General features: G+C 61.1%; 17 protein-coding genes. 12 read left to right on the top strand and 5 right to left on the bottom strand.

From position 1 onward, the window contains the following. Positions 1-202: 202 nt before the first annotated feature. A complete protein-coding gene (gene irrA / locus ABIN98_RS18550) occupies positions 203-634 on the top strand; it encodes an iron response transcriptional regulator IrrA (RefSeq protein ID WP_346912048.1) in 432 nt (143 codons plus the stop codon). 126 nt (positions 635-760) lie between these two features. On the opposite strand, the gene nth is transcribed toward irrA, so the two are convergent. After that, positions 761-1,576 carry an endonuclease III gene (gene nth / locus ABIN98_RS18545; RefSeq protein WP_346912047.1) on the bottom strand — a complete coding sequence of 272 codons (816 nt, stop codon included), beginning with the start codon at positions 1,574-1,576 and terminating at the stop codon, positions 761-763. A 22-nt stretch (positions 1,577-1,598) separates the two neighbouring features. Between nth and ABIN98_RS18540 the strand changes: the two genes are divergently transcribed. Both ABIN98_RS18540 and ABIN98_RS18535 read left to right on the top strand, forming a co-directional pair. Continuing rightward, positions 1,599-2,120 carry a DUF2244 domain-containing protein gene (locus ABIN98_RS18540; protein ID WP_346912046.1) on the top strand — a complete coding sequence of 174 codons (522 nt, stop codon included), beginning with the start codon at positions 1,599-1,601 and terminating at the stop codon, positions 2,118-2,120. Between the two features lie 105 nt (positions 2,121-2,225). Then, positions 2,226-2,561, top strand: a complete 336-nt coding sequence (locus ABIN98_RS18535) for a hypothetical protein (RefSeq protein WP_346912045.1) — start codon at positions 2,226-2,228, stop codon at positions 2,559-2,561. Here the strand turns inward: ABIN98_RS18535 and ABIN98_RS18530 are convergent. After that, complete coding sequence (locus ABIN98_RS18530) at positions 2,558-3,316, bottom strand: DUF3592 domain-containing protein (RefSeq protein WP_346912044.1); 759 nt, start codon at positions 3,314-3,316, stop codon at positions 2,558-2,560. The genes ABIN98_RS18535 and ABIN98_RS18530 overlap by 4 nt on opposite strands. A gap of 107 nt (positions 3,317-3,423) precedes the next feature. Continuing rightward, positions 3,424-6,135: a DNA mismatch repair protein MutS gene (mutS, locus tag ABIN98_RS18525; protein WP_346912043.1), complete on the bottom strand. Its 2,712-nt coding sequence runs from the start codon at positions 6,133-6,135 to the stop codon at positions 3,424-3,426. A 148-nt stretch (positions 6,136-6,283) separates the two neighbouring features. On the opposite strand from mutS, the gene ABIN98_RS18520 reads away from it, so the two are divergent. The 3 genes from ABIN98_RS18520 to trpB all read left to right on the top strand — a co-directional run bounded on the left by ABIN98_RS18520 (position 6,284) and on the right by trpB (position 10,532). Next, entirely contained in the window at positions 6,284-8,566 is a 2,283-nt protein-coding gene (locus tag ABIN98_RS18520) for an NADP-dependent malic enzyme (RefSeq protein ID WP_346912042.1), read from the top strand. Between the two features lie 85 nt (positions 8,567-8,651). Beyond that, positions 8,652-9,311, top strand: coding sequence for a phosphoribosylanthranilate isomerase (locus tag ABIN98_RS18515; protein ID WP_346912041.1), 660 nt, complete (start codon positions 8,652-8,654; stop codon positions 9,309-9,311). A gap of 15 nt (positions 9,312-9,326) precedes the next feature. Further along, positions 9,327-10,532, top strand: a complete 1,206-nt coding sequence (gene trpB / locus ABIN98_RS18510) for a tryptophan synthase subunit beta (protein ID WP_346912147.1) — start codon at positions 9,327-9,329, stop codon at positions 10,530-10,532. 21 nt (positions 10,533-10,553) lie between these two features. Here trpB and ABIN98_RS18505 read toward each other — a convergent pair whose 3' ends face one another. Beyond that, complete coding sequence (locus ABIN98_RS18505) at positions 10,554-11,315, bottom strand: SDR family NAD(P)-dependent oxidoreductase (RefSeq protein WP_346912040.1); 762 nt, start codon at positions 11,313-11,315, stop codon at positions 10,554-10,556. Between the two features lie 99 nt (positions 11,316-11,414). Between ABIN98_RS18505 and ABIN98_RS18500 the strand changes: the two genes are divergently transcribed. The 6 genes from ABIN98_RS18500 to ABIN98_RS18475 all read left to right on the top strand — a co-directional run bounded on the left by ABIN98_RS18500 (position 11,415) and on the right by ABIN98_RS18475 (position 17,560). Then, entirely contained in the window at positions 11,415-12,053 is a 639-nt protein-coding gene (locus tag ABIN98_RS18500; RefSeq protein ID WP_346912039.1) for a TetR/AcrR family transcriptional regulator, read from the top strand. Between the two features lie 503 nt (positions 12,054-12,556). Beyond that, on the top strand, positions 12,557-12,781 hold the full coding sequence (locus tag ABIN98_RS18495) for a DUF1127 domain-containing protein (RefSeq protein WP_346912038.1): 225 nt from the start codon (positions 12,557-12,559) through the stop codon (positions 12,779-12,781). 164 nt (positions 12,782-12,945) lie between these two features. Then, the gene (gene trpA, locus ABIN98_RS18490) at positions 12,946-13,779 is read left to right on the top strand and encodes a tryptophan synthase subunit alpha (RefSeq protein WP_346912037.1); all 834 of its coding nucleotides are present in this window, start codon (positions 12,946-12,948) and stop codon (positions 13,777-13,779) included. 66 nt (positions 13,780-13,845) lie between these two features. Next, positions 13,846-14,787 carry an acetyl-CoA carboxylase, carboxyltransferase subunit beta gene (gene accD / locus ABIN98_RS18485; protein WP_346912036.1) on the top strand — a complete coding sequence of 314 codons (942 nt, stop codon included), beginning with the start codon at positions 13,846-13,848 and terminating at the stop codon, positions 14,785-14,787. Positions 14,788-14,947: 160 nt separating this feature from the next. Then, positions 14,948-16,264 (top strand): folylpolyglutamate synthase/dihydrofolate synthase family protein, encoded by a 1,317-nt coding sequence (locus ABIN98_RS18480; protein WP_346912035.1) that lies wholly within the window; start codon positions 14,948-14,950, stop codon positions 16,262-16,264. A gap of 42 nt (positions 16,265-16,306) precedes the next feature. Beyond that, on the top strand, positions 16,307-17,560 hold the full coding sequence (locus ABIN98_RS18475) for a hypothetical protein (RefSeq protein ID WP_346912034.1): 1,254 nt from the start codon (positions 16,307-16,309) through the stop codon (positions 17,558-17,560). Positions 17,561-17,569: 9 nt separating this feature from the next. Here the strand turns inward: ABIN98_RS18475 and ABIN98_RS18470 are convergent, their stop codons facing one another. After that, positions 17,570-18,481, bottom strand: coding sequence for a bifunctional helix-turn-helix domain-containing protein/methylated-DNA--[protein]-cysteine S-methyltransferase (locus ABIN98_RS18470; protein WP_346912033.1), 912 nt, complete (start codon positions 18,479-18,481; stop codon positions 17,570-17,572). Positions 18,482-18,516: the final 35 nt, after the last annotated feature.

Genomic DNA, 18,516 nt, shown 5'->3' with positions numbered 1-18,516 from the left:
TTCCTGCGTCAAAATGACAAAGCTGTGTATGAGAGGTGGATTTTATCCTTCAAGGAAAAACTTGCATCTTTGGGCCAAGAAATGGCAGAAAAGGGCGAGAGGTGGTATGATTTCTCCCAAAGCGGCCCTTTGGAGCACAATCTGTAAGGCCTTTGAGGGTATCGTCCGGGACGACACGGAAGACAGGACTTAAGACGCGGAAATGACAGACATCACGCCGATTCATCACACCGATACGGATGTCTCCGATATTTTGCGCCGTGCAGGCCTTCGGCCGACCCGTCAGCGCGTATCCCTTGCCGAGATCCTTTTCTCCAAGGGCGACCGGCATGTTTCCGCGGAATTGCTACATGAGGAAGCCGTGGCCGTCAGCGTCCCGGTTTCTCTGGCAACCGTCTACAACACCCTGCATCAGTTCACCGAAGCAGGCCTTCTGCGCGAAGTGGCGATCGAGGGTACGAAAACCTACTTCGACACCAATGTCTCCGATCACCATCACTTCTTCATCGAAGGTGAGAACGAGGTGTTCGATATTCCGGGTGAAGGTGTCGGCATCGGCACTCTGCCGAAAGCGCCGGAAGGCATGGAAATCGTCCGTGTCGATGTGGTCGTTCGCCTGCGCCCGAAACGCTGATTTCGGCTCTCCGCATCGCCGGCATTTTCTGACTTAGCGTTGACGCTCTTCGGGCTTCGATCCAGTCGGGCGGCTTTTCGCCTTGCGAACCCTGCGGGTCCGGATTTTCTCCCCAACCCTTCGGATTCAGGAAACGGCGGCTTTTTGCCGTTCGATTTGCGCCCTGGTTCTGACCGCGATTTCCGGAATGGAATCCAAAGGTTCTTTTTCCGGGCTCTTGCACAGATCGTAGATGACGCAACGTCGGCATTCAGGCTTGCGCGCCTTGCAGATGTAGCGCCCGTGCAGGATCAGCCAGTGGTGCGCATGGCGGCCGAATTCCGCCGGAACCGCCTTCTCCATCGCCATTTCCACGTCGAGCGGCGTCTTTCCCGGGGCGATGCCGACCCGGTTGCCGAGACGGAACAGGTGGGTATCGACGGCGATCGTCGGATGCCCGAAAAAGATGTTGAGCACCACGTTGGCAGTCTTCCGGCCGACGCCGGGCAGCTTCTCAAGCGCTTCCCGGTCTTCCGGGACCTCGCCGCCGTGATCGCGGATCAGCTGTTCCGACAGAAGAATGACGTTCTTCGCCTTTGTCTTGAAAAGGCCGATGGTGCGGATTTCCTCCCGAACCTTGTCCTCGCCGAGCGCGAGCATTTTTTCCGGTGTGTCGGCGATCTGGAACAGATGCTTTGTCGCCCGGTTGACGCCGACATCGGTCGCCTGCGCCGACAGGACCACGGCGACCAGAAGCGTGTAGGCATTCACATAATCGAGTTCCCCTTCCGGCTCCGGATTGTCCGCGTGGAAGCGCTCGAAGATCGCGTAGGTTTCCGCCTTCGTGTAACGGGATTTTTTCAGGACGCGGCCCGGGTTGCCCACCGAGGGCGTCGCGCGCTTTTTCTTCTTTGCCGGTTTTGCCGCAGATTTCCGCGGCGCGGGGGTCTTTGCTTCTGCCATGCTCTCTCTATAATCATGCCTCATGAGCGATCACAATCCGAAACACGAGCGAGACGCGCAGGAGACCGGGGACGATGCCCCGTTTTTTTCCGCGATCCTGACGCCGTACCGGTCTTTGGGGCCAAACGGCTTTCTGCTCCTGATGCTTTTTGTCGGAGCCGTCAGCTTCGCTTCCGGGCTGGTGTTTCTGCTGATGGGGGCCTGGCCGGTGTTCGGATTTTTCGGTCTGGACGCGTTACTGATCTGGCTGGCCTTCCGCCTGAATTACGCTTCGGCGCAGGCCTATGAGCAAGTGATCGTCTCTCGCACGGAAATCATCATTCGCAAGGTGGGTCCGGGAAAACGCCGGCAGGAGTACCGTTTCAATCCCTTCTGGGTCCGCCTGTCGATCACGAAGCTCGAGGATGAGGGGGTGACCAAGCTGTCACTGACATCGCGCGGCAAAAACGTGGATCTCGGCAATTTCCTCAATCCGGAAGACCGTACCAGCTTCGCCGGCGCCATGGCGAACGCTCTTGCAACCGCCAAGGCGGGTGGAATCTAACACAACTATAGATTTCTTGTAGCGCGGAGGCCTATTTTGCGTCGCAATAAACGCGGCCCGATGGGCGAATGCATTCATGTGTCCGTTTTGAGAAGGAATTGCCCCATGCCGACTTTCAAGCTTCCTTTGTCCGGCGATGTGATGCAGTCGATCAACCCCTGGTCCGACATGTTCAAGGCCTTCGGCAGTCAGTTCGGTCTGATCAATATAAACCTCGGCCGTTCGTCCGCTCCGGAAATCGAGCAGGACATCCTCACTGAAGTTGGCAGCTACGGCCGCCAGATCGGCCGGATCGGCGAGGCGCTCGAGGTCTTGATCGACCACCTGGACCTCAAGTCCCTGACCCCGAAGCAAGAGGCTGCCCTTGCCGCCTTCAAGGCGATGCAGGGTGAAATCGCCGAGATCAAGGCCTATCATCAAAAGGCCGAGAGAGTGGCTTAGTCGGATTTCGACGCGGCCTCGATGGTCAAAACGGCGCCCCATTTGTTGTCCGGGGGATACCGGGCTTCGAGCACGTCGCCGATCTCGATGGTCTTTGCCAGCTCCTTGTCGAGTTTGCGGGTCGACTGGGGAACCTCTCCGGTCTCGCCGGGCTCCAGCTCGATGAAAAAGCTGACTTCCACGCGTCCGAGACCCAGCCGGTCGATCAGGTCCTGGCTCGGCATCTTGCGGTAGATCTCCACCTTTTCCGACCGCCAGTCGTCCGGAATCACGACCTCGGCCTTCGCCACGTGCATCGCCAGACCGTACCAGAACAGATAACCGACGACGGTCAGGATGCCGGCCCCATAGGCGCCCTTGCGGGCTCCGCCTGAGAACCGGAACAGCGACGAGGAAGGCCGGATCTTGTAGCAACTCTTCTTCGGATCTTCCGGCAGATAGAGGATTTCAATCGGCCCCTCCTCCGGAGCCTGGTCCCAGTCCGACTCGCTGAGGTATTCATTTTCCCGAACCGTGTCGCCCTGTGGGGTCCGGTACTCATATTCGACATAGTGGGAATAATCATAAGCGAGCGTGTCCTCGTTCCGCCGCGTTCTGGTCACGTATTTCCGCAGGACCTGCGCCGTGGTCGGAACGCCCCGCTTTTCGAAGGCCAGCATGTCCGCACCGTAATTCCAGGCCACGACCGATATGCCGATGAGCAAAAGCGCTATGCAGGACAGGGCGTTCGCGCCGTAAAACAGGTAGTCGATCATTGATCCTCCGGATGCGGGAGGCCTTCATGAGGCCCGAATGAATAGCCGGAGATCTCATTGCCTGACCGCGACCGCCCAAGATGCGATCCGGATCACAGTCTGGCGGTTTATTTCTGCAGGGACTTGAGCCGATAAAGCGCTTCGAGCGCTTCCCGTGGCGTCATGTCGTCCGGATCCAGATCCTCCAGAGCCTCTGTAAGCGGATCCGGTTCGCTATCGGTCCGGGCGGCGCTCGGCGCAGGCGTCGGTATCGCGGCAAAAAGCGGCAGCTCATCGATCAGCGCTTCTGCGGGTGATCGCCGGTCCTGTTCCTCCAGCTGGCTCAGCACCTGCTGGGACCGCTGGACGACGCTTGCCGGAAGACCCGCGAGCTTGGCGACCTGAATGCCGTAGGACCGGTCGGCCGCTCCGGGCACGATTTCATGCAGGAACACGACCTCGCCGTTCCATTCCTTCACCTGCACCGTTGCATTCGACAGCCGGTCGAGCTTGGCCGAAAGCGCGGTCAGTTCGTGGTAGTGGGTGGCGAACAGGGCGCGGGACCTGTTGACCTCGTGCAGGTGCTCGATGGTTGCCCAGGCAATTGAAAGCCCGTCGAAGGTGGCCGTGCCGCGGCCGATTTCGTCCAGGATCACCAGCGACCGGTCGCCGGCCTGATTGAGGATCGCCGCCGTTTCCACCATTTCCACCATGAAGGTGGAGCGGCCGCGCGCCAGATCGTCGGCGGCCCCCACACGGGAAAACAGACGGTCGACCACGCCGATATGGGCGCTTGCCGCTGGAACGAAGGCGCCCATCTGGGCGAGAACGGCGATCAGCGCGTTCTGGCGCAGGAAGGTCGATTTACCGGCCATGTTCGGCCCGGTGATCAGCCAGATCCGGCCGGTCTTGTCTTCGCCTTCCGGTCCGAGATGGGCGTCATTTGCAACGAAACTGTCGCCACCGGCCGCTTTCAGGGCGTGTTCGACCACCGGATGACGGCCGCCGGAAATGTCGAAGGCCCGGGTGTCGTCCACGACCGGGCGTACGTAAGCATCTTCCTGGGCAAGCTTAGCCAGCGCGGCGGACACGTCCAGAATGGACAGGCCGTGCGCCGCGGCCTTGATGGCGTCGCCGCTTGCAACGATCTCGTTGGCCAGCCGGTCGAAGATTTCCAGCTCGATGGCAAGCGACCGCTCGCCGGCACTTGCGATTTTCGATTCCAGATCCGCCAGTTCCGTGGTGGTGAAGCGCATGGCGCCGGCCATGGTCTGGCGGTGAATGAAACGGCCCGGATCCGCGGTCAGCTTTTCCGTCTGGGCGCTGGGCGCCTCGATGAACCAGCCGAGCACGTTGTTGTGCTTGATTTTCAGCGAGCGCAGCCCGAGTTCTTCCGCGTAATCGGCCTGGAGCTTGGCGATTACCTTGCGGGATTCGTCGCGCAGCGCGCGCAATTCGTCGAGGGTTTCGTCATAGCCGGTGGCGACGAAATTGCCGTCGCGCTTCATCAGCGGCGGTTCTTCCTTGATCGCGCGGGTCAGTTCCTGCCCGAGATCATGAGGCGCCTGCTCGAGGCTGGCGCGGGCCGCCGCGATTTCCGCCGGTACGGTCGCGGCCATGCTGATCTGGTCTATCACCTGGCTTGCGGCCTGCATGCCCTGAGCAACCGCGAGAATGTCCCGGGGACCGCCCCGCTGAAGGGCAATCCGCGACAGCGCACGGGCCATGTCCGGCGCGCCCTTCAGGGTCCGGCGGAGGGCTTCGCGCATCATCTCGTTTTCCAGGAAGACCTCGACGGAATCGTGCCGCCTGGAAATTTCCTCCGGATTGACCAGCGGGCCGGCGAGACGGCTTGCCAGCAGTCGCGAGCCGCCGCCGGTCACGGTCCGGTCGATGGTGGCAAGCAGGCTGCCCTGTTTTTCGCCGCCGAGCGTTCGGGTCAGTTCCAGATTGGCCCGGGTTGCCGGATCGATCAGCATCCGTCCCGCACCCGCTTCCCGCGTCGGCGGATCGAGCGGCGGGCGTTCGCCGAGTTGGGTCTTTTCCACGTAGGCGAGGATACCGGCGGCGGCCGAGAGTTCGGACCGTGAGAACGTCCCGAAACCGTCGAGTGTCTTGACCCCGAAATAGTGCGCCAGCCGATCCGTGGCCGTGGAACTGTCGAAGAAGGCCCTCGGTACAGGCGACAGCGCGGCGCCCGATTGCTCGGCCACCTGCCGGATCTCGGCTTCCTGCAGCAGATTGTCCGGCAGGATCAGTTCGCGCGGTGAAATCTGGGCAAGGTCCGCCGCAAGGCGCTGATCGTCGGTTTCGGATACCTGGAACGAGCCGGTCGACATGTCGATCCAGGCAAGACCGTAGACCGCATCGCCGGTCAGCGATCCGCCCCTGAGCCGGGACATGGCGGCCAGAAAATTATTCGCCGACGAATCGAGCAGCCGTTCCTCGGTGAGGGTTCCCGGCGTGACCAGTCGGATCACGTCCCGGCGGACGACAGACTTCGAGCCGCGTTTCTTGGCTTCGGCCGGGTCCTCGGTCTGCTCGCACACCGCCACCCGGTGCCCGCGGGCGATCAGCTTCTGCAAATAGTCGTCCGCCGCATGTACCGGCACGCCGCACATGGGGATGTCCTCGCCCAGATGCTTGCCGCGCTTGGTCAGCGTGATTCCCAGCGTCTGCGAAGCGATTTCCGCGTCTTCGAAAAACAGCTCGTAGAAATCACCCATCCGGTAGAACAGCAGGCTGTCCGGATTGGCGGATTTGATTTCCATGAACTGCGCCATCATCGGTGTGACGCGATGTTCGGCCGGCTCGATTTTCGACAGGGCTTCTTTGGACATTGGCGGAAGTTAGCAAACCCTTTTGCGGGTTTCACAATCGCTATGCCTTTTGATGGTCTTGAGCCGGTAATTTTCAGGGGATAAGGTCTCGGTCCCGCAAAGCCGGTAAAACCATAAAACGTTTGCCATCAGAGGAAACGCAGAGAAGATGCCCGCCACAGACAAAACGTCCAAGACCGCCCTCAGTTTTACGGAACAGGAAGCGCTGCAATTCCACCAGGAAGGGCGCCCGGGCAAACTGGAAATCAGCCCGACCAAGCCGATGGCCACCCAGAGGGATCTGTCGCTTGCCTATTCGCCGGGCGTGGCGGTTCCGGTGCTGGCAATCGCGGAGGATCCGAGCCGGGCCTTCGACTACACGACGCGTGGCAACATGGTCGCCGTCATCACCAACGGGTCGGCGATCCTCGGTCTCGGCAATCTCGGCGCCCTGGCGTCCAAACCGGTCATGGAGGGCAAGGCGGTGCTCTTCAAGCGGTTCGCGGACATCGATTCCATCGATCTGGAAGTCGACACTCAGGATGTCGATGCATTCATCAATTCGGTCCGCTATCTCGGCCCGTCTTTCGGCGGCATCAATCTGGAAGACATCAAGGCGCCCGACTGCTTCATCATCGAGCAGCAGTTACGCGAGATGATGGATATTCCGGTCTTTCACGACGACCAGCACGGCACGGCGATCATCGCAGCGGCAGGTCTCATCAACGCGCTGCAAATCACCGGTCGCGAGATGAAGGACACCAAGGTGGTCTGCAATGGTGCGGGAGCCGCCGGGATTGCCTGCATCGAGCTGGTCAAGGCCATGGGCATCCCGCACGACAACGTTATTCTGTGTGACACCAAGGGCGCGATCTACAAGGGCCGCACCGAGGGCATGAACCAGTGGAAGTCCGCCCATGCGGTGGAGACCGATGCCCGGTCCCTTTATGACGCAATCAAGGGCGCCGACGTGTTCCTCGGTGTTTCGGTCAAGGGTGCGCTGACCCCGGACATGCTGCGCGCCATGGCGCCGAACCCGATCATTTTCGCCATGGCCAACCCGGATCCGGAAATCACCCCGGAAGAAGCGGCCGAAGTGCGCGACGACGCTATTGTCGCCACCGGCCGGTCCGATTATCCGAACCAGGTCAACAACGTCCTTGGTTTCCCTTACATCTTCCGCGGCGCGCTCGATGTCCAGGCGACGACCATCAACGACGAGATGAAGGTCGCCTGTGCCCATGCGCTGGCCGAACTGGCGCGTGAAGAGGTGCCGGACGAAGTTGCCGCCGCTTATCGAGGCAACCGGCCGAAATTCGGCCCGGAATACATCATTCCGGTTCCCTTCGACCCGCGACTGATTTCCGCGATCCCGCCGGCGGTGGCCCAGGCGGCGATGGATTCCGGTGTTGCCCGCCGGCCGATCGTCGACATGGATCGCTATCGCGAAGAGCTGTCTGCCCGGCGCGATCCGGTCGCAGGCACCTTGCAGCGGATCTTCTCCAAGGTCCGCCAGATGCCGAAGAAGGTGGTCTTTGCCGAAGGCGAGGAGGAGCCCGTCATCCGCGCGGCCGCGAGCTTCGTGGCCCAGGGTCTGGGCGAGGCGATCCTGATCGGCCGCGAGGACGAGATCAAGCACGTGGCCCAGAGTGCCGGTGTCGATATCAACCGTCCCGGCATCACTTTGCAGAACGCGCGGCTGTCCGACCGCAACAAGGATTATGCCCAGTTCCTTTACGGCCGCCTGCAGCGGAAGGGTTACCTGCAGCGCGACTGCCAGCGCCTGGTCAACAACGACCGCAACTACTTCGGCGCGATCATGGTCGCCCGTGGCGATGCGGATGCCATGGTGACCGGCCTGACCCGGAACTATTCGGTCGCTCTCGACACGGTGCGCACCTGTCTCGACGTCAAGCCGGGTCACCGGGTGATTGGCGTTTCGCTCTGCCTGGCCCGCGGCCGGACGGTTTTGATCGCCGATACGGCGGTGATCGACATGCCGAATTCGGAAGAACTGGCGGATATCGCGGAAGAAGCAGCTCATGTGGCGCGCAAGCTCGGTTACGAGCCCCGCGTGGCCATGCTCGCCTATTCCACCTTCGGCCATCCGCGCGGCGAGCGCTCCGAGCGGGTTCAGGAAGCGGTCAAGATCCTCGACCGGCGCCGGGTGGACTTCGAATATGACGGCGAAATGGCCGCCGATATCGCGCTCAACATGGACAAGATGGGTGCCTATCCGTTCTGCCGCCTGACCGGTCCGGCGAATGTTCTGGTGATGCCGGCGTTCCACTCCGCGTCGATTTCGACCAAGATGCTGCAGGAACTGGGTGGTTCGACCGTGATCGGTCCGCTGCTCGTCGGTCTCGACAAGCCGGTCCAGATCGTGCCGATGGGAGCGAAGGACAGCGACATCGTCAACATGGCGGCGATCGCGGCCTTCAATGTGACCTGACCGGCTTCATTTGGAATTGGGCAGAAAAAACACTAGATATCGGGGGCGAACGCTTGTTTGCGGGCGCCCCTGAAAGCGGAAGACCATGAACGACCTGATGATCAAGATCTGCGGCCTGTCGAGCGAGGACACCATGCAGGCAGCCCTGGATGCCGGCGCGGATATGGTCGGTCTGGTGTTCTTTCCCAAAAGCCCGCGCCATGTGCCGCTGTCGGCTGCCTGCAAGCTGGCGGACATGGCCCGTGGCAAGGCGGAGATCGTGGCCCTCACGGTCGACATGGACCTGGACGGACTGTCGCGCATCAACGAGCTGGTGAACCCGGACTGGTTTCAGTTTCACGGGTCGGAAACGCCCGAAGCCTGCGCGGCGGCCAAGGTCATGTTCCAGAAGAAAATCATGAAGGCGGTGGCGGTCTCTGAACGGGCCGATCTGGAGCAGGCGCAGTTCTATGCGATCGTCGCTGACCGGATCCTGTTCGATGCCAAACCGCCGAAAGGCTCGGATCTGCCGGGTGGAAACGGTGTTTCCTTCGACTGGACGTTGCTCAAGGACCTTGACCTTGCCAAGCCCTTCATGCTTTCGGGGGGACTGGACGCTTCCAATGTGGCCGAGGCGATCGAAAAGAGCGGTGCGACCGCTGTCGATGTGTCCTCCGGCGTCGAGCGGGAAAAAGGCGTCAAGGATTGTGATCTTATCCGCGCATTCGTGGCAGCCGCCCGGGGCGCAACAGTGGCAGGGGAGTAACTTGCGTTGACCACGATGGCAAACAGCATGCGCAACGGACCGGACGAGCGCGGCCATTTCGGCATTTTCGGCGGCCGCTACGTTGCCGAAACCCTGATGCCGCTGATCCTCGACCTGGAAAAGGCCTATGAGGACGCCAAGAACGATCCGGCCTATGCGGCGCAGATCGAGGATCTCAACACCCATTACACCGGCCGGCCGTCGCCGCTCTATTTCGCCGAGCGCCTGACCGAGCACCTGGGCGGCGCGAAGATCTACTTCAAGCGCGACGAGCTGAACCACACCGGTTCGCACAAGATCAACAACTGCCTGGGCCAGATCCTGCTGGCCAAGCGCATGGGCAAGACCCGGATCATCGCCGAAACCGGCGCCGGCCAGCACGGTGTGGCAACGGCCACCGTCTGCGCCCGCTTCGGCCTGCCCTGCGTGGTCTACATGGGCAAGACCGATGTGGAACGGCAGAAGCCGAACGTGTTCCGGATGAAGTTGCTTGGTGCCGAGATCGTTCCGGTCACCGCCGGTGCCGGCACGCTGAAAGACGCCATGAACGAGGCGCTGCGCGACTGGGTCACCAACGTGGACAGCACCTATTACCTGATCGGCACCGCCGCGGGCCCGCACCCCTATCCGGAAATGGTGCGCGACTTCCAGTCGGTGATCGGCAAGGAAGTCCGTGAACAGATGATGGCGGCGGAAGGCCGTCTGCCCGATGCCCTGGTGGCCGCCGTCGGTGGTGGCTCCAACGCGATCGGCCTGTTCCATCCCTTCCTCGATGACCCTGAAGTGAAGATCTACGGCGTCGAAGCCGGCGGCCGCGGCCTGGAAGGCGAAGAGCACTGTGCATCGCTGACGGCCGGCAAGCCGGGCGTTTTGCATGGCAACCGGACCTATCTGCTTCAGGACGACGACGGCCAGATCCTCGAAGGCCATTCGATTTCCGCCGGCCTCGATTATCCGGGTATCGGCCCGGAACACTCCTGGCTCAAGGAAACCGGCCGCGTGACCTATGTTCCGGCCATGGACGACGAGGCGCTGGAAGCCTTCCAGTTGCTGACCAAGATCGAAGGCATCATCCCCGCGCTCGAGCCGGCCCATGCGCTCGTCCACGTGATGAAGCTGGCACCGCAGATGGACAAGGACCAGATCATCGTCATGAACCTGTGCGGCCGGGGCGACAAGGACGTCTTCGCCGTCGGCAACATGCTTGGTTTTGATCTCTGACAGGAATTTTGCGCGGCCAGCTTATTGGCCGCGCATCAGCCCGTAGGCCGCTGCGGGTGAAATCCTGAAAATCAGCCGGAGGAGCTTCGTCTTTTCCACCCAGACCTCCGGTTTGCCGGCGGCAAGGCCCGTCAGAACGTCGGCAGCTGCCTGCGCCGGTGGGTATTTTTTCATCGACCCGGCTCTGGAAAGCGTCGTATCGACCAGAGTCATAATCACGTCGGTGACCTGAACCGGAAGGCCTTTGTGCCGGCATTGGTCGCGCAGGGATCGGGTGAAGCTCGACAGACCCGCCTTGGTAGCGCAATAGACCGCCGCATCGCGTTTGGGCGCGATCGCCAGCCCCGACGAGATATTGGCAATGACGCCTCCGTCCGGGGCCTTTGCAAGCATCGGCAAAAGCGCTGTGCAGAGTTGCAGCGGCGCGACGAGATTGATTGCGATTTCGTGGGCGATCATCTCTTCCTGCCCTTCCGTTCCGACGGTCAGATCATCATGGCGCATGATCGCGGCATTGTTGATTACAACGCTGCAGTCCGGGTGCTGGTCCTGAACCCATTCCGCGACCGCCGTCGCGCCGCGCGGTTCGCCGAGATCGGCGGTGAATGTGTGAACCTTGCCTGGAAACGCAATGGCCAGCCTGTCCAGATGCGCCTTGTTGCTGCCGACGGCCAGCACGCTTGCGCGCTGACCGATCAGTTGCCGGGAAAGTTCCAGGCCGATACCGCGGGCGCCGCCGGTGACGAGCACCTTGCGACCGTTAAAGTTCAGTCTTTGAGCCATTCCTGCCTCTTGAAATGCGAGAGTTACATTAAGTGCGGCGCCGTGCTTTACTTATGTGAGCTTTTGCTCGCATTACACAACTCGCATTCGGAAACAGCAATGAATCAGCGCCTGACACCCCGGAAACAGCCGCGCCAGAAGCGCAGTCAGGAAACTTGTGCCGTTATTCTGGAAGCCGCTGCTCGCATTCTGGAAACCGACGGTCTGGGTGGATTGACCACCAACCGCGTCGCGGTGACCGCCGGCGTATCGGTCGGCTCGCTGTACCAGTACTTCCCGTCAAAGGAGGCAATTCTGGCGGAATTGATCCGCCGCCTTCGGCGCAGTCTGCTGGCGGACTGCCAGATTGCTGTCGAATCGGTGCGTGGCAGGCCGCTGGAGGATGCGGTCGATGCCCTGGTCCGGGCCAGCCTGCAGCATCATCTGGTCCGTCCCGCACTTGCCCGTGTTCTGGAGCGGGCCGAGGACGAACTGCCGCTGGAAGAGGATCTGAGGGCGATCAAAGGCGAATTGATGAAGCTGGTGATCGGGGCGCTGAAGGATCGGAATGTCGCAAATGCGGACCAGGTTGCCTTCGATCTGGTCGCGCTGGGCCATGGTCTCGCCTCGGCTGCAATTGCCAGCGGCGAAACCGATCTTGAAAGTCTGTTTTCACGTCTGCGGCGGGCGACCCTGGGCTATCTTGGATTACCTGTAAGCCTGCCGGAACCGGGCGCAGGAGGCGTTACCGCCGCCTGATCGGTTTTGCAGAAAGGGCGGCTTGCAGAAAAAGCTGTCTGCCACGCGCATCCAGGCTTTCTGCCTGCCCGGGCGTACTGTCGATCTCGTGAACAGCAGGTCTTTCAACCGGAGCCGGACCGGACTGCGGACCGATATGCAGGTGTTTCATCTTGCGCCAGAACCTGGACGAAAACGGTTCCGGTGGAGCCTCGAAGAGCGAACGGGCCATTTCCTACCTCATTATTGTATTTGTTGCGGCAAAAAGTGCACTGAGTGCTACATAGCAACGCGCTCACCGCTCTGCAAGTCATGGTGTGCATTCCGGCTATGCAATTTCTATTGAGCTCTGCCCATTTCGACCCCTTTTTAGCCGGCTAGCTATTCCAAAGCTGCAGAGCTGCGTCCCGTTCTTGTATGTTGCAGTGCAAAAAATCCGGTCTATCTTATTGGAATAACAAGAAAGCAGCGCACCATTTCGGTTCGACGCGCTTCAGCCCCGACCATTCAAAGGAACAGTAAAAATGGCCGCCACGACATCCGCTTCCGTATTGGAACATGCCTCCCACGCCCTCTCCTCTGCCGGCAAGGGTATCCTTGCGTTTCTGGAAGAATTCGGCCGGGCTCGCGCAGCAAGAGCGCTTTACACCGAACTTTCTGCAATGAGCGATGAAGAACTCGACTCTCTGGGTCTGGTTCGCAGCGATATTTCCCGCAAGGTTTACGCCAAGGTTTACGATCTCCGCTAAGCCGGATCGTTCCCGGATCGTTCGATGACCCGTACCGGCGCGCGAAATCACGCGCCTATCCGCAAAGGCGGATTGACAGGGGGCAATGCAGCCCCCTACACCCTTCCGGGATTGAGGTCCGGCCGAAGATTGCCGGACTTCCCTGTCGATTAGGGTAAAGACGCATGACGGAAACGCGTATCGATCGCCGGTTCAAGGCTTGTGCCGAAAAGGGCCGCCCGGCTCTGGTGACCTTCATTACCGCAGGCGATCCTGACCTGGAGACTTCCCAGGCGATCCTAGAAGCGCTGCCCGCCGCCGGCGCCGATGTCATCGAGCTCGGAATGCCGTTTTCCGATCCCATGGCGGAAGGTATTCCGATCCAGCTGGCCACCCAGCGCGCCCTCAAGGCGGGTCAGACCATGAACAAGACCCTGCAGATGGTGCGGGATTTCCGGGAAAAAGATCAGGACACGCCGATCGTGCTGATGGGCTATTACAATCCCATCTATGTCCGTGATCCGAAGAATTTCGTCATCGAGGCCAAGGACGCTGGCGTTGACGGTCTGATCATCGTCGATATTCCGCCCGAAGCCGATGACGAGCTTTGCCTTCCCGCTCTGGAGGCCGGCCTCAACTTCATCCGTCTGGCGACACCGACGACCGATGACAAGCGCCTTCCGGCCGTTCTCGCCAATACCTCCGGCTTCGTCTACTACGTCTCGATCACCGGCATCACCGGGTCCGCGAGCCCGGACGCCAACCGGGTTTCGGCAGCGGTCAACCGGATCAAGGGTCATACGGACCTGCCGGTCGCGGTCGGTTTTGGCGTGAAAACCGCAGACCAGGCGGCGGAAATCGGGAAGGATTCCGATGGCGTCGTGGTCGGTTCGGTTCTGGTGACGGCCATCAGGGACAGCCTCAATAATGCCGGAATGGCGACCGATAAGACCGTATCGGCGGTGACCGACCTCGTCTCCGACCTCGCAAGCGGTGTTGCGCGTGCACGTTCGGCGTAATGACGCTAGGATGCAGCAGACCGTAATCGTACCGAGTAACAGTTTTTAAAAACGGATACGCCTCTCGTGAACTGGATCAACTCCCTCGTCCGGCCCAAAATCCGCGATCTCCTGAAGAAGCGCGAAGTCCCAGAGAATCTCTGGATCAAATGCCCGGAAACGGGCGAGATGGTGTTTCACCGGGATCTGGAGGCGAACCTCTGGGTGGTGCCGAACTCCGGCCATCATATGCGCATGCCGGCGGTGAAGCGGCTGGAAACCCTTTTCGACGGCGGCGACTACGAGACGGTGGAAACGCCGGAAGCCCATGCGGATCCGTTAAAGTTCCGCGATACCAAGAAATATGTCGATCGGCTGAAGGAATACCGGAGCAAGACCGGTGAAACCGACGCCGTGCGGGTTGCCCGGGGCAAGGTGAATGGTGCGCCGCTGACCGCCGCAGTCCAGGATTTCGCCTTCATGGGCGGATCCCTTGGCATGGCAGCCGGCGAAGCGATCCTGACCGGCATGCAGACCGCTGTCACACATCATACGCCGTTCGTGCTGTTCGCCGCGTCCGGCGGTGCGCGCATGCAGGAAGGGATCCTGTCGCTGATGCAGATGCCGCGGACCACCGTCGGTGTCCAGATGCTGCGCGAGGCCGGCCTTCCCTATATCGTCGTTCTGACCAATCCGACCACCGGCGGCGTCTCCGCATCCTACGCGATGCTGGGCGACGTCCATATCGCGGAACCGGGCGCACAGATCGGCTTTGCCGGCCGGCGTGTGATCGAACAGACCATTCGCGAAAAGCTCCCCGACGGCTTCCAGAGCGCCGAGTACCTGCTTGAACACGGTATGGTCGACATGGTCGTCAAGCGTCACGACATCAAGAACACCATTGCCCGCATTTGCGATATTCTGATGAAGCGCAAGATCGAAGTCCCGTCCCTGGCGCCTCCCGAACCTGCGGGCGACACCGTTAAGACGGAAAACGCCGAGACAGATCAGAAGGCAGCCGCCGGCTGACGGGTTGAACCCGCCGGTCAATACGCCAGCATGTGTTCAAAAAACGACAAACAGAGGCCCGTTCGGGCTCTGGGGGGTTGTTTATGTACGCATGACTTCTTATTCCGGAAGTTGACCAGCAAGTATTCTCCGGCCTGGGGATTTGATCCGGGAGGGAAATTTGGACCAAATCACAGCGATCCTTGACCGCCTCCTGGCGCTTCATCCCAAGGAAATCGATCTGTCGCTCGGCAGGATGCACCGCCTCCTGAAGACGCTGGGCTCCCCGGAAAAGCGCCTGCCTCCGACAATCCACATCGCCGGAACCAACGGCAAGGGATCGGTGACCGCGACGCTCCGCGCCATTCTGGAAGCGGGCGGCAAGCGCTGTCACGTCTATACATCGCCTCACCTGGTTTCCTTCAATGAACGCATCCGGCTCGGAACCGATGGGAAATTCGTCTCCGATCCCAAGCTGTTCGACGCGCTCTACCGCTGCGAGGAAGCTAACGCGGGCGAAGAGATCACCTTTTTCGAGATCACGACGGCCGCAGCCCTGCTGCTGTTCGCCGAAAATCCGGCAGATGTCCTGCTTCTCGAGGTGGGCCTCGGCGGCCGGCTCGACGCCACCAACGTGATCGATACGCCGGTCGCATCGGTGATCACTCCGATTTCCATGGATCATGAGAAGTTTCTGGGCGGGTCGCTTGAGGAAATTGCCGCCGAGAAGGCTGGAATTCTCAAGCCCGGATGCCCGGCGGTCATCGCTCCCCAGGAGGAGGCCGTACAGACGGCAATCGAAAGGGTGGCAAAGCGGATTGGAGCGCCGCTTTTAAGTTTCGGCCAGGATTTTGTCGCCATGCAGGATCAGGGTCGTCTCGCCTATCAGGACGAAACCGGCTTGTGCGACCTGCCGCTATCCAATCTGCCGGGGGCCCACCAGGTGACCAACGCGGCCCTGGCGATTGCCGCCTTGAAGGCGGCCAACCTGTGGCCCGGTGAGGATATTGCGGCAAAGGGTCTGAGAGCCGTGAACTGGCCGGGCCGGCTTCAGATGCTCACCCATGGTCCTCTGGTCAGGAAATGCCCGAAGAATTCCGAAATCTGGGTCGATGGCGGGCATAATCCGGGCGCAGGCGTATCCATCGCCGCCTTCATGGGTGAGCAGGAAGAACACAATCCCAAACCGCTTTACCTGATCACGGGCATGCTGACGACCAAGGATCCGGTCGGCTTTTTCCGTCCCTTCGAGGGACTGGCCCGGCATGTGGGAACGGTTCCGATCACAACGTCGACGACCGCACGGGATCCTTTCGAACTCGCTGATTTCGCGCGGGGCGCGGGTCTGGAGGCAACACCTTTTGCCTCGCTGGACGACGCGATTGCGGATATTGTTGCCTATGCCGGGAAGGATGGCGAGCCGCCCCGTATCCTGTTTTGCGGATCGCTCTATCTGGCCGGAGAAATTCTGGCGCGAAACGGGATGGCACCCAGATAGCCGGGTCCGGTCGACCGGGTCTCGCGCACCAATGAGGACGGTATGCTGAGACGAACCAACGTTGTTTTTGCCGCTTTTGCGGTGTCCATTTTCTTTCTGGCAAGGGCGGCAGCATTCTCGGACAATTTCGAGACGCCCCCCGAACAGGATCCGAGGGCAGTCCTGGGCAATCTGGCATCCGGTCCCGGATACGGTGTGCTGACCCCGGTGCGCAGTGACGGCTTCCTGAGGGTCTATGACCTGAAAACGGAATTCGGAACGGAACATGTGGTCGGCGATGGCCTGCTGAAACTCCGGATCCACGAAATCGCAGCTTACACAGCTCTCAAAAGCCTGGAATCACAGCAAAGCTTCGTCGACGGCCTCAAGGAGGCCGCCAAGAAGCCGGCGGAATTCGTCGAAAGCACGGTGACCGATCCTCTGGGAACGGCCAGGTCGACGGTGTCGGGTGTCGGCAGGCTGTTCGGCCGGATCTCCAAGGGGGTGGAGAAGGCGGTAACCGGGGAAACCACGTCTCCGGGCGAACTGGCGGCTATCGTGACCGGAAGAGACCGGGCTAGAAGGGAACTTGCCGTCAAGCTTGGCGTCGATCCCTACACCACCTATCAGCCCCTGTCGGAGCAGCTTGATCGCGCCGCCACGGCCTCGACTGCCGGAAACCTCAGCGTTGGTGTAATCATGTCGCTGATCCCCGGCGGCATGATCACCAACGTGGCCAGTTCCGCGGAAAGTCTTCGCGATCTCATCGTCGACAACACCCGTTCGGAACTGGAGGAGCGCACGGTGACCGTGCTGCGCGGCCTGAATATTTCCGAAAAGATCATCAGCGAACTGGCCGCGAACGCGAACTACACACCTACGGAACGGGCCATTATCGCCTACCAGCTTCAGGCCATCAGCACCGTCGATGGCCTTGAAATCCTGGTTGACAGGGCAGCGGACACCAAAAACCGCGAGGAGGCCTATTTCCTTCTGCGCCGGATCGTCCTGACCGAGCACTACAGCAGCACGGTTGCCGGCATTTCGCAGATCCGCAAGATCGCCGATTTCCCGATCGCGATCCGGCGGGACGGCGGAGCAGCACTTGTCATGCCGCTGGATATGCTGTCCTGGACGGATGCGACCGGTAAGGCGTTTTCAGGCCTTCAGGAGGGGCTGTCCAGGCTGCCGTTCCCTCCGACCGGGGTCGATTTCCAGATCACCGGCGACATCACGTCCGATGCGGCGGAACGGCTGGCCTCCTTCGGCTGGGACGTCACCGCCGACTTGCCCATGCCCAAGGGGCCGGTCTTCTAGGATGCGACTCTAGTCCGTCGCCGAACCGGTCAGCCCGGTTTCCCAGCCGATAATGGCGCGTTTGCGGGTCAGGCCCCAGTGATAGCCGCACAAATTCCCCGTGCGTCCCAGCACGCGATGACAGGGAACCACGAAGGAGATCGGGTTCCGGCCAACCGCGGTTCCGACAGCACGGGCCGCACTCGGCTTGCCGAGGGTGCGGGCAATGTCCGAATAGGTCGTCGCCCGGCCCATGGGGATCTTCAGAAGCGTCTGCCAGACCCGGATCTCGAAATCGGTCCCGATCAGAACGATGTTGAGCGGCGTTTCTTCCTGCCACAGCGACGGATTGAATATCCGCGCTGCGTAAGGAGCGGTTGCCTTCGCGTCTTCGACGAATTCGGCTGCCGGCCAACGGGCACGCATATCCTCGAAAGCGGCCTGTTCCTCGCCCGGATCGGCAAAGGCAAGCCCTGCCAGGCCCTTGTCGGTGACCATCAGCAGCACTTCGCCGAACGGGCAGGGATGGACACCGTAGGAAATGGTCAGCCCCTCGCCCCGGCTGCGGTAGGCGCCGGGCGTCATGGCTTCGTGGGTCACGAACAGATCGTGCAGCCGGCTTGAGCCGGAGAGCCCGACCTCGAAACTTGCATCGAGAACGCTGGCCGAATCCCGCAGCAACGCCTTGGCGTGATCGAGCGTGATCGCCTGCAGGAATTGCTTCGGTGTCAGACCCGCCCAGCGGGAAAAGACGCGCTGGAGCTGGATCGGCTGCAGCCCGGCCTCCCCGGCGAGCTGTTCCAGGCTCGGCTGGTCGCGCCAATGCTCAGTGATCCGCTCCAGCGTCCGGCGGACGACCAGGTAATCCTGTTCGGCCTGTTTGCCGACGGCAATCGGTTGAGGGTCGGGAGCGAGGCTGGCGATGTCGAGTGGCTTGGTCATGGCAAACACGGCTGTTTCTTGCTGATTGCCTGAAA

Origin of the sequence: uncultured Roseibium sp., from assembly GCF_963675095.2 — a bacterium.
Classification (GTDB): Bacteria; Pseudomonadota; Alphaproteobacteria; order Rhizobiales; family Stappiaceae; genus Roseibium.
Note: the sequence above shows the minus strand (reverse complement) of the source record. Positions and strands in the feature narration are given on the sequence as shown.